Here is a 10423-nt window from a genome sequence, read left to right on the forward strand (position 1 = left end):
TTCCGACTGGGTTCGAACCAGCGACCTCTACCCTGTCAAGGTATTCGATAAGTCAGCCGCTAAGTCAACGGTAAGTCAGACGTTGGTAATATTAAGTTTTTGACACGTACAAGTCATCCGTTAAGTCAAATTATACCGATAGGAGCGCCACCTTGCAAGTCATTAAAGTCGTACCCTCTACGCCAATTCCACGCCAACCACTTCCGCCATCTCAACGTAAGCAGACGCACCATCCAGCGTCACTAAGCGTATCTTTTGGCGGACGTGGTCTACGTAATGTGAACGTCCAACTATCTCCGTAATATTGCCCGCCTGCCATATCGATATCTTTAACGCCAAATTAAATTCCATCGCGTAAGCTATTCTCGCGTCAAACTCCGCTTGCTGATGCTCGTCAATAATCGGCTTGGCTACGTGGTCCAGCTCAGCATGCATGACGCCAAGCTCCGTTACATGTTCGGGCATAAAGAAGCCTTGCCACTTTTTAATGCCGCGGTCTTTTAACGACATATTAACGCCTCCCTTTTAGGGCCAATTATAAACGAACAAATGTTCCTAGTCAATCATTCAGCCAGTCGTAATCTGGCACTGGCGAAGGCTCTACGGAAGCATTCTGACGCAATACTTGCGATGTTGTCGTCTGCCATGCGCGATATAAATAATTTTCCAGGCTATGTAATTTGCGCTGCTTGTACTTTAATATCGCGTTAAGGAACGTCTCTACAAACGGCGTAGCGTTATCCTCGATGATGATGTCGTTATGTATTGATCGTTTAGCGCGAAGCAATATGCCGTAATATTTATAGATTCCTTCAGCGTCAAAGTATCGTTCCATTGCGTCGTATATTTCGCTTGGTAGCGAACTTTTTAATGCTTGCGAAGGAATGACTGACGTATCTAATACGTTGTTTTTTGAAAGATTAATAGAATTAAAAGGTTCGTTTTCATTTTTCGTCGTTTGCATCGTTGTCTCCGTAGGCGTTTCGCATTCCTCACGATTGGACAAAGTCGACTGGTCATTGCGATTAAAAGGAAGGACGCGGAGTATGTTAGCGCCCTTGCCTCCGTTTACTTTGCGCATGGTTGCAACCTTTTCAATTATGCCCAGATCCGCCAGCTTATTAACGATGCGGCGCGCCGTCTTTTCGCTCTTGTCGATCAGTTTCGCAAGCGTCGTCGCTTTTAAATGCGCAGCGCCTGCGAACTTGACCGCATAGCGAGCGATAGTATTAAGGACAGCGCGATCCGTATCATTAAGGCTGAACGCGTTGTTCTTTAGATGTGCGTCTACATTTGCGTTTAATTCCTGCGTCGAATTGAAAGTTTGATAGTCCGATAGATAGTGCATCAGTTTACGCCTCCCGTAATTTACGTTTAATGTAACTATAGATTACGTCTTGCGTAATTGTCAAGGACAAGTTATAATCTTTTTAAGGTGGTGATATTATGCGATTAGAGTTGAGATTAAAGGAATTATTAAGGGAACGCGGAATGGAACAGAAAGACCTCGTCGAGTTGACAGGATTGACTACGCGAACAATCAGCGAAATGACGAATAATAAACTTAAGCGATACCCTAAAGACGCGTTAGAAAAGATTATGGTTGCGTTAGACTTACATGAACCCAATGAACTATTCCGAACAAGTAAAGATTAAAGAGACTTCGCGATTTCTACGAGTAAGTCCATCAGTATCGGCAACATTTGAACGAGCACATAGCCTAAGCCTGCTTTCTGAATTAGCGATAATCCTTTGTCGCTATTGCCAATCATTACGAATATTCCTCCGCCAAGCATCATGATTAACGCGATAGGATAACTAATTGCTTTAACGAGTTCTACAATCGGATCAAACGCGTTCACTACTTTCGCCGTTACTGCTCCATTAATCGCGCCAGCAGCCGCAAAGCTGACGTCACCAAAGCCGAGCGATACTGCTATTACACCGGCAGTTGTCGTTACTTTCGCGACAGTTTTCCAATTGACGCGTTTTTCCTCCTTCTTATAATCACGCGACATAAACTCCGAAATAGACATCGTTTCTACTTTATTACGCTTAAACATACCGTCCACTCTCCTTATTTAAATTCGCTTGCCACGTAAATCTTAACGTCTAGTCCTTCGCACATTTTCGCAAGTTGTTTACGGCGATACTCCGTCGTTGTTAGCCAGATAAATTTCGGCTTTATTTCGAATACACCAAGCGATAATAACTCGCGATATTTATGAATCTTCGCATGATTTTCAAGCATTCGCTGCGTTCTATCTATTTCGCAAATGTGATAGCGATTGCCTACGTTAAATATTGCGTCAGCCACTACAGAAACCTTGCCCGGGACCGTAAGTTTTATTTCCTGTTCCCATGACGTAGGACATCCATACGCGAGATATAAATCGTTGCGCATCAAGTAATGTTCGATTTGAGACGTTTTCTTTACGACCTTGTTTGCGCCGACCATTTCGCGGCCATAAGCGTTAAGATAGTAAACCTTTTCGTCTAAGCGTACGGAATGCAAGTAATCGCTCATATTGGCAAGTATCCGATTAGCATTGCGATTACCGCCGAGCCTATGCATGCGTTGAAGCTGCGACCGACTAAGAAAGTCGAGTTTTTTCAAGCTTAAGAGTATGCGTTCCTGGCGTTCTTCCTTTGCGATTAGTGTTTGCATTTGCATTATCGTCATCCTTTCTTGCGCGAATATTAATATGTGGCCCAATGATTTCGCTAATTTGTTCGTTTGTAATTAACGGCGTTTGTACTACTTGACGACCATCCGGCGTCTGATAAATTGCGCGACCTTTAATGCGCGGTAACTGTTCTGCGCCACCCTCGTCAAGTACGACCTCACTCGCAATTTTCGTCTGCAATCTAAAGCAAACGCGTGTATCAACATTCTGCTTAATCTGACGCGGCAATGTATCGGCAGTAGGATATTGCGTACAAAAGATAAGGCGGAATCCTAGGCTGGCACCAATACGCGCTATTCTCGCGAGTATTCTTTCGCATTCAACGCGCGCTTTCTTTTCTTCCGAATCAGTAATGCCGGCGCTCGCTATCTCGGCAGCTTCATCGATAATAATAAAGTGACGATACGGGTCGCATGCTTCGCGAATATTTTCGTATCCTTGCGCTAAATAAAGCGCTTGTTTAGCCGTTATTTTAGCGTCTATTGCACGTAGGCTATCTAATGTCTCGCTTATATCTTTCGCCACGCTATCGACCTGTATGGCGCTCTGATAGCGTGCAAACGTCAAGCCTCCTTTTAAATCGATTAGACTCATGCGAACATGCTCCGGATTGCGCGCGATAGTGGACGTAATTAAGCTCTTTAGAAACACTGATTTGCCGTAAGTAGTTGCGCCAGCTACGATTAAATGTCCGCTTTCCATATCGTGCGTTATGAAGCCTTTTCGCGACATACCCAACGGAATCTCCCAGCCTTTGCACCGATTAAGCAACTCGCGATCGAACTCAAAGAAGTCCGTCAGCGCCTCATTATAAACACGAAACTTCAACATGCCGTCAAATTCGATTTCCACCTCTTTTCGTAGCTTCCGTTTCTTGCGGGCTAATTTTCGCAATTGAGACAGCAAATCCTTGCGCCAATTTAGCGCCTTTAAGTCTGCGATTGAAACATCTAGCACGCTGCGCTTGGCGTTTAGTCCGTCCTGGAAACGGTCAACCTTTTCGCGAAATTGTTTAGACGAAAGACCTTGCGGTAGTTGAAAAACATACTCGGTATGGTCTACGTGCTTAGTCCGTCTGTATGGACGTATTTTCGTACCATCCTTTGCGACCAGGCCCGCGTTCTCTGCAATTCGCGAAATATTATTCGTATCGTTTCCGCCCAACCCCCTTTGCGATAATTTCGAGTAGCCGATAAGTCCGCCGACAACTGCCGAAGAAAGTAGCTCGAATAACATGCGCATCACCACCTTTTGTATATAATACAGTTCCGCCTAAACGGAATAGTCGGCGCGTTGCTTGCGCCTTGCTGCGTCAACATTTCGTCTATTCCTTTCGTAATTCTGCGTAGGTATTTTATGAGGAACAACCAACGGTATAGTAAAAGGTATGGCGAACGGAACGTCCAATATGTCACTTTTTTGCGTATAGGAAAAATAATATGCGGAGATACTTGTACTAAAAAGCGCAGGAGTGATCGGATTGTTTTCGTTTTTCGGAATAGGAAAGAGTCGTACGAAGTTTGGTCGATGGATTGATAAGAAGGAAATCACGCAAATTGAAATCGAAGAGAAGTCGGGCTTAAGTCGAGGAACTATTTCGCGACTATGTAATGATACGGAATATACGCCGAAGATATCGACTGTAGCGCGGATTAAAAAGGCGTTAAAGGAGATAGGCGAAGGATATCCGCCAGATGATTATTTCGGAATGTAGAACGAAGAAAAGACGCCCTAGCGACGATTGCTGGGCGTTTGTTTTATTTCCAGTTAATGACGGTTAAGTTGCGACACTTTGGACATGTTAAGTTTTCCGCAGTATTTAATACGTAGTTTTTCTTTTTACAATGCGGACAATCTACTCTCTGCTTGCCAATTCCCGTCATAAGTACCGGCAACGATAAGACCATTAACGGAAATCCAAGTAAGATTCCGATGATTGTTAAACAAAGTAGCGAACCGATTAGCAAGCCAAATGCGCCGAGAAGTATGGCGGTAATTCTTCCGATCCAACCGAGCGCTGAAGAATCCTTCTTTTCAACTGAGATGACCAAAGTTTCATTTGAAATTACGTTTGCTTTACTCAAATTGACCAACCTCCTTATATAAATAAGTCAGATCGTTAATCTTAGTATACGTTGGATAGGTTACGTTCTAAAAATTCCTCAGTTGCGCTTTCTATTCGTCTCTGAAAATGTGAATCTTCCATTAGTGATTGAATGATCGAAGATTCTTCCTCTAATGAAAAAACCCATCTACCTTCTTCTTTTAATTGTTTTAATTGATCTTTTATAACAGTTTCATATGCTATCTTAGTTTCCAAATCGTTCACCTCTTAGAATAAAATACCATTATATTCATTATACATTTTTGTTTCAATATGTAAATGCGGGACCGTTGAATCTCCCGCAATATAAAGCTTACTCTTCGCGCGCTTTCTTCGTCACATCGTTATTTTTCCAGTAGCTCCAAAGCGCAGTCCCGCCGAGGAACGCTAGCGAAATAAACTCGCTCACGCCCGCTTCGTCGACCGGAATCACGCTTAAGCCCGCCATTTCTAATCCCGCGTTAATTAGCGCCAAAAGTAAAAGCACGAATCTGCTGACCGTGCCTGCCGTAATCTTCTTCGCGTTCTTCATTATTTAGCCTCCTTCGCAATGTACGGCGCATATCCCGCTTTCTTCGCTTTCGCCGCCAAGTCGTCCGCATTGTCCTTCTTGCTGAACGCGCCGAGCTGTACTTTATATAGCGCGCCTTCCTTCGATGCAAACGCGTCAAATCCTTTAGCCTTCGCTTGCTTGACGAGAGCATCCGCATTAGCCTTCTTACTGAACGCGCCAATTTGAACCTTAAATAAACTGCCGTTCGACGGCTTGTTTGGCGATGGCTTAGGCTTGCTTTCCGTCTGTTTCTTCGCCAAGTTAAAAGCCTTCGCGATGCCTGCCGCATGCCCTTGCGCCACTGCTTCGATAAACGACGCTTGCTTTAACTTCGCCGCGTCCGCTGCTTTATCGATGAACAAGGATTCCGTTAATACTGCCGGCATGCGTGATTCGCGTAAAACGTGATAGTTAGCGCGCTTCTTGCCACGGTCGCGAACGCCGTCAATACGTTTCATAATTTCGCTATGAATGGCGTCCTGAAACTTCTGCGTGCCCGCGCCAACTGTCGTATAAACGTAGTCCTCGTAGCCCGTGCCACCGCCTGCGTTAATATGAACGGAGACGAATAAGTCTGCGCCCCAAGCATTCGCCGCGTCCGTCCGTTGCTTAAGCGACAATGATTGGTCGCCCGTTCTGCTGTACTTAATTGTTGCGCCTTTATAGTCGTTCGCGAGAATAGCGCCGACACGCTTTGAGATTGTCAGCGTTAAGTCCTTTTCGCGCAAGCCATTGCCGACTGCTCCCGGATCGTTACCGCCATGTCCTGCGTCAATAAATATCTTTGCCATATTACCGCTTCCCTTCGTTATTTTATTTGATTAGCGCAATGAATACCGTTACTAGTAAGCCCGCGACCGTCAGCAACGTTCCCCATACCCATTTCGTGTTCGCCTTCATGTCGCGAATGTCATCGCGAACCTCCTCCGCCAGTTTAATCGCGAAGTCCGCCTTATCTTCTGCTGAGTCGGCTTTCTCGTCCGCTCTTTCCGCAAGACGTTTGATATCGTTTAAGTTATCCATCTTCGTATCAATCCGCACGAGCCATTCGCGTATGTCTGCGATTTTCTCGTTAAGCTCGTGTCCGCTCGGTTCCGCCATATTTCGATTCACCTCCTTTAAGGCACGCGAAAAAGACGCCCGATGATGGGCGCCTAGTGCTGCGCAGTTTGTTCCTACTGTGCGGTTATATTCTTAAAGAACCCCTTTCCAATATTCGACTTTTCGCCTATAATAATCCAAGAGGTGTTGACATGCTAAATATACAAAAGAAATCAATTTACTTACAGTTATCGTTTTCTCTTCTCATAGCGTCGTTGATTACGGTTTTATTTTTTTGGGTCTTTCCTACCGAAACACTAACAGACTTTTCGATTATTTTAATGTTTACCGTAGCGTTTATTATATTGTCTCGTCTATTATCAATCCCAATTCCGTTAAATTTATTTTTAACTTCTCTTTTACTTGTTAAATCTGTTGTATTGTTATACTTATATCAATCTGGCAATGCTATGGTATTTCCGGACAGTCACCATTACTTATCTGTATTAAACTCAATAAAGAGCTCTGGAGATATTAGTATTGCAAACGTCCAAAGTATTTCTGGCACGTTGCACGTTGGATATTATTACTTTGCTTATCTCATCGAGTCTTTTACCGGTAGTATTTACGCACTGCTTATAGCTAACACTTTCTTAATTTCTGTATCATTGTTGCTGTTTTATAAAGTGATAACTATGGACTTCACTAGAAGAATTGCACTTTACACTACGATAATAGGCGCAATTAGTATGAATATGTTTTTATTTGGAAGCTTCATTTTAAAAGATGCTTTAGTTGTGTTTTTGCTAACATTATCATTATATATTTACAAAACTAAGAAGAACGGATTAATATTTGCATTGATTATTTCCATGCTATTAAGTTCTGTTAGAATCTATTCTGGCGTTGCCATAATTGCTGCGATTATCGTTGATAAATTAATAAACAAAAAGAATAAAATCAAAAAAAGGTCAAAAATTATTTTCTTGACGTTAATGTTGATAATGTATTTTGTCCTAACAAAAATACCGTTTACTAACCGATACATAACATCCATACAAAACTTTTATCAGGATTACTCAATTGTAGATATTATATTATCGTTTCCCGGTACGTTTTTAAAGTTTTACTTTTCTCCTCTTCCTTGGAACTTAATCAGTGAAACTAGTTTTTATACATGGTTGATTGCGGATTCGGCTTTATTTCTACTTTTATCTATCGGATTGGCGCTGTTTGTCTTAAAATGGTTTAAATATAAAGAGTTAAGAAACCGTTTCTGGATCTACTTAATACCTATTATCGTCCATGTAGTACCGTTAAGTTTAGAATACGGTGGTGCTTCAGACAGGCAACGGTTAGGTGTATTCTCGATACTAATTTTAACTTTAATTTTAGGTATCTTTTATAAACAGAAAAAGAATGAGGAAGTATAACCTCATTCTTTTTTACCTAACTTGTGAATTTGGAAATTGGTCGCTGTAGGTTACAACTTTGACGTCTTTTTCAATCAGATAATCAAGCATATCTTTAAATTCACTCGTCTGCCACATGACACCACCCCAAGTTTCACCAATCTCCCCATGCCACATTAACGGCAAATGCCCACCTGTTTTTACTGCTTTATCAATTAAATCAATGCAACCTGCTAACCCTCTGCTCCCTGCATTAATAGCTTCCATTGCATACGGTAATACAGGAAATACACTTGTTCCTGGTCGATAGCCAGTCATTCTGTAATTAACATAGAATTTTCTTGCTTGTTCAGTAGCATAAAGAGTATTGTCTCCGTAGGGCGCAATATAAAACTGAGGCCCATTCCTTAGTCCTAAACTTAATAAATCCTTTTGCGATTGCTCTAACTCATATAGTTGTTCTTGTTCAGTCAAGGTTGATATATAATGATGATTCCTTGAGTGCGAGCAAATATCCCACCCAACATCATGCATTCTAATTAATCCGTCATTAGTTGTGTACTCAAGAGGGTCTTCTGTAATAATGTTTTTAGTAATAACATGTGTTGCACCTCTCATCCCTCTCTCTGCCATTAAAGGAAATGCGTTCTCATACACAGTATGAATTGCATCGTCAAATTCTAACCTGACTGTTGGTTTATTCAGATAATCCCATGAAGCGAAGGAATCAAAATAAATATCATACGGTTCAGTTATATTAGAATCTACATTCAAATGAATTCTAATATTGGTTACGTTCGTTAAATCAACATCATTTGCTTGGCTTACCACAGCTTTATTCATTGGATTTCCGATTATTGCATTCCAGCCTGGGTAACGTCTGTCATTCTCAGGATAAACTACATACGTACTTCCGTTTAACGTTGTTAAATAAATGGCTAAAACAGCAAAATTTGCTTGCCTTGGAGTCTTTGTTGATTCTGTAGGTAAGTAAAAGAGTAGTGCATATTCTTTCCTATATAAATCAATAGGTTTTGATAAAGGAAAATCAATCCTAAAGTTTATTGGGCTGTTAACTGTCACTTTCATTGAAGTACTGTTATTACGTTGATATTTTGGATTTGATACATCGGAGAGACTAACATCTCCCGCTGCTACTACCGCATCACTTGCTTTAAATAATTTATCAACGCTGTAATTGCGTTGAAATATATTTCCCCTCAATTCTTCATAGACACTTTTTATAAGTGAAGGATTAGGAGTTGGTCCTGGTTCAATGTTGGTCTGCTTAATAAAGTCAGGATTCAAATAAAAAGGGCTTTCGTAATCAGTTGAAGTAGTGCCTTTTTCGATTTGTAGTTTTGGCTCTTTACCCTCTGTCGATGTTTGTACGAACAAATATTTATCATTAGCACCGCTTGTGAAAGTAAAATAAGAAAACCCCGTAGCGCTTTGATAAGTGACATACGTATTAAGCAGATACTCATTATTAATGTTGTAGTCACCATCTGTAGGAACCTTTGAATGTAATGCAATCCTTAATGTATTTGAAAGGTCTGTATCATGTATTTTCACGGTGTATGTTGAGTTTGGTTCTATTTCAACTATTGCAGTTCTACCTAGCTCGACTATACTAGGCTTTGACACAAAGTACAGGTAGTTATCGACAACGCCAGTTCTTCGTAAACTAGCATTGTGGTATCTACCGTCAAATAAATTTTTTGTTTTTACAAAAAAAGTAGTATTTACGGGGTCAACTGCTTTTTCTTTCAAATTTTCATTCCCAACAGCTTTTTCTCCAACAACCGCAACTGATCCACCTGTAAATAATTGTTTAGTTTCAGTGTCCATTTCAGAGACATTAATCGGGATTAAAGATGTGTTTTTCCTTACTTCTGATTCATTCGCCTTTTCTGCCAACTGTGCGGTAAGCCGACTGTCAACATCATTAACTTTATTATCTAGTATGCTGACATCAGTACCCTCTAAACGGTCCGCCTCCGTCTTAGCGCGATCAGCTTGCGTCTTTGCATAATCCGCCTGTACTTCCGCCTCTACCGCAGCATCTTCCGCTTGCCCAACGGTCGCCCTAAAACCGTCAACCTCCGCGACAATTTCATCTTTGAACTCTTCGATTTGCGATACGCGTAAAATAATGCGCTCTTCTACTTCGCCAACCTTGCTCACGTCTAAGCTCGGCGCAACCGTAACCGCCAAATAGCCTTCGCTCGGAAATACTTTGCGACTGCCGTCCGGCCATTCAACGTGAAACTCCGCGTTAAAGGTGCCGGCTTCGAGCGTTGCTATTTCCGTCAATTCGTACGCGAGCTTGCCCGCCATTTCATCGACTACTTGCGCCGGCTCGTTAATGATTACGGAATCAGCGTCGCCTCGCTTGCCCATTAAAAAGCGCGCCGTAGCTCCGATTAAGTTGACCGGTTGCTTGTGCGCGTCGAGTGCCGTATATCTAATTGCGTCATGTGAATCCGTTGTTTTCCATCTTATCGCCAATTATATCGCCTCCTATTTTTACGCATGAAAAAAGACGCCTTAGTTGGCGCCTATTTTATCGAAATTACTTTTAGCTTCGTCAAACACTTCGTCTATTTTATAATTTATATACATT

The 10423-nt window shown here is 41.9% G+C and carries 14 protein-coding genes; 3 read left to right on the forward strand and 11 right to left on the reverse strand.

Features of this window, described 5'->3' with window-relative positions:
- Positions 1 to 177: 177 nt before the first annotated feature.
- Positions 178 to 510, reverse strand: coding sequence for a YolD-like family protein (locus MHI57_RS24765; protein ID WP_340978906.1), 333 nt, complete (start codon positions 508 to 510; stop codon positions 178 to 180).
- Between the two features lie 49 nt (positions 511 to 559).
- Positions 560 to 1348, reverse strand: a complete 789-nt coding sequence (locus tag MHI57_RS24770; RefSeq protein WP_340978909.1) for a helix-turn-helix domain-containing protein — start codon at positions 1346 to 1348, stop codon at positions 560 to 562.
- Between the two features lie 98 nt (positions 1349 to 1446).
- On the opposite strand from MHI57_RS24770, the gene MHI57_RS24775 reads away from it, so the two are divergent.
- Complete coding sequence (locus MHI57_RS24775; RefSeq protein ID WP_340978910.1) at positions 1447 to 1656, forward strand: helix-turn-helix domain-containing protein; 210 nt, start codon at positions 1447 to 1449, stop codon at positions 1654 to 1656.
- Here MHI57_RS24775 and MHI57_RS24780 read toward each other — a convergent pair.
- Genes MHI57_RS24780 through MHI57_RS24790 form a run of 3 tightly spaced genes read right to left on the reverse strand, consistent with a single transcriptional unit; the run spans position 1653 to position 3923 of the window.
- Positions 1653 to 2063, reverse strand: a complete 411-nt coding sequence (locus tag MHI57_RS24780; protein ID WP_340978912.1) for a hypothetical protein — start codon at positions 2061 to 2063, stop codon at positions 1653 to 1655. The two genes, MHI57_RS24775 and MHI57_RS24780, sit on opposite strands and share 4 nt — an antisense overlap.
- 14 nt (positions 2064 to 2077) lie before the next feature.
- A complete protein-coding gene (locus MHI57_RS24785; RefSeq protein ID WP_340978914.1) occupies positions 2078 to 2683 on the reverse strand; it encodes a replication-relaxation family protein in 606 nt (201 codons plus the stop codon).
- A complete protein-coding gene (locus MHI57_RS24790; protein ID WP_340978916.1) occupies positions 2595 to 3923 on the reverse strand; it encodes an FtsK/SpoIIIE domain-containing protein in 1329 nt (442 codons plus the stop codon). The genes MHI57_RS24785 and MHI57_RS24790 overlap by 89 nt, the downstream gene beginning before the upstream one ends.
- Before the next feature lie 235 nt (positions 3924 to 4158).
- On the opposite strand from MHI57_RS24790, the gene MHI57_RS24795 reads away from it, so the two are divergent.
- Positions 4159 to 4401: a helix-turn-helix domain-containing protein gene (locus MHI57_RS24795; protein WP_445293224.1), complete on the forward strand. Its 243-nt coding sequence runs from the start codon at positions 4159 to 4161 to the stop codon at positions 4399 to 4401.
- Positions 4402 to 4444: 43 nt separating this feature from the next.
- Here MHI57_RS24795 and MHI57_RS24800 read toward each other — a convergent pair whose 3' ends face one another.
- The 5 genes from MHI57_RS24800 to MHI57_RS24820 form a co-directional block, all read right to left on the reverse strand.
- The gene (locus tag MHI57_RS24800; protein WP_340978919.1) at positions 4445 to 4771 is read right to left on the reverse strand and encodes a hypothetical protein; all 327 of its coding nucleotides are present in this window, start codon (positions 4769 to 4771) and stop codon (positions 4445 to 4447) included.
- A 41-nt stretch (positions 4772 to 4812) separates the two neighbouring features.
- On the reverse strand, positions 4813 to 5007 hold the full coding sequence (locus MHI57_RS24805) for a hypothetical protein (protein WP_340978921.1): 195 nt from the start codon (positions 5005 to 5007) through the stop codon (positions 4813 to 4815).
- Between the two features lie 97 nt (positions 5008 to 5104).
- Positions 5105 to 5323: a phage holin gene (locus MHI57_RS24810; protein ID WP_340978922.1), complete on the reverse strand. Its 219-nt coding sequence runs from the start codon at positions 5321 to 5323 to the stop codon at positions 5105 to 5107.
- Positions 5323 to 6135 (reverse strand): N-acetylmuramoyl-L-alanine amidase, encoded by an 813-nt coding sequence (locus tag MHI57_RS24815; RefSeq protein WP_340978923.1) that lies wholly within the window; start codon positions 6133 to 6135, stop codon positions 5323 to 5325. The genes MHI57_RS24810 and MHI57_RS24815 overlap by 1 nt, the downstream gene beginning before the upstream one ends.
- 22 nt (positions 6136 to 6157) lie before the next feature.
- Positions 6158 to 6445: a hemolysin XhlA family protein gene (locus tag MHI57_RS24820; RefSeq protein ID WP_340978924.1), complete on the reverse strand. Its 288-nt coding sequence runs from the start codon at positions 6443 to 6445 to the stop codon at positions 6158 to 6160.
- 152 nt (positions 6446 to 6597) lie between these two features.
- Between MHI57_RS24820 and MHI57_RS24825 the strand changes: the two genes are divergently transcribed.
- Positions 6598 to 7818: a hypothetical protein gene (locus MHI57_RS24825; protein ID WP_340978925.1), complete on the forward strand. Its 1221-nt coding sequence runs from the start codon at positions 6598 to 6600 to the stop codon at positions 7816 to 7818.
- 12 nt (positions 7819 to 7830) lie between these two features.
- On the opposite strand, the gene MHI57_RS24830 is transcribed toward MHI57_RS24825, so the two are convergent.
- Positions 7831 to 10308 carry a polysaccharide deacetylase family protein gene (locus MHI57_RS24830; RefSeq protein ID WP_340978926.1) on the reverse strand — a complete coding sequence of 826 codons (2478 nt, stop codon included), beginning with the start codon at positions 10306 to 10308 and terminating at the stop codon, positions 7831 to 7833.
- Positions 10309 to 10423 lie beyond the last annotated feature (115 nt).

Origin of the sequence: Cytobacillus sp. FSL K6-0129, assembly GCF_038007625.1 — a bacterium.
Lineage (GTDB): Bacteria > Bacillota > Bacilli > Bacillales > Cytobacillaceae > Cytobacillus > Cytobacillus kochii.

What these genes read in the sequence shown, in the direction of transcription:
- MHI57_RS24765 (WP_340978906.1), bottom strand. Translation starts at nt 510, where the DNA reads ATGTCGTTAAAAGACCGCGGCATTAAAAAGTGGCAAGGCTTCTTTATG.
- MHI57_RS24770 (WP_340978909.1), bottom strand. Translation starts at nt 1,348, where the DNA reads ATGCACTATCTATCGGACTATCAAACTTTCAATTCGACGCAGGAATTA.
- MHI57_RS24775 (WP_340978910.1), top strand. Translation starts at nt 1,447, where the DNA reads ATGCGATTAGAGTTGAGATTAAAGGAATTATTAAGGGAACGCGGAATG.
- MHI57_RS24780 (WP_340978912.1), bottom strand. Translation starts at nt 2,063, where the DNA reads ATGTTTAAGCGTAATAAAGTAGAAACGATGTCTATTTCGGAGTTTATG.
- MHI57_RS24785 (WP_340978914.1), bottom strand. Translation starts at nt 2,683, where the DNA reads ATGACGATAATGCAAATGCAAACACTAATCGCAAAGGAAGAACGCCAG.
- MHI57_RS24790 (WP_340978916.1), bottom strand. Translation starts at nt 3,923, where the DNA reads ATGTTATTCGAGCTACTTTCTTCGGCAGTTGTCGGCGGACTTATCGGC.
- MHI57_RS24810 (WP_340978922.1), bottom strand. Translation starts at nt 5,323, where the DNA reads ATGAAGAACGCGAAGAAGATTACGGCAGGCACGGTCAGCAGATTCGTG.
- MHI57_RS24815 (WP_340978923.1), bottom strand. Translation starts at nt 6,135, where the DNA reads ATGGCAAAGATATTTATTGACGCAGGACATGGCGGTAACGATCCGGGA.
- MHI57_RS24820 (WP_340978924.1), bottom strand. Translation starts at nt 6,445, where the DNA reads ATGGCGGAACCGAGCGGACACGAGCTTAACGAGAAAATCGCAGACATA.
- MHI57_RS24825 (WP_340978925.1), top strand. Translation starts at nt 6,598, where the DNA reads ATGCTAAATATACAAAAGAAATCAATTTACTTACAGTTATCGTTTTCT.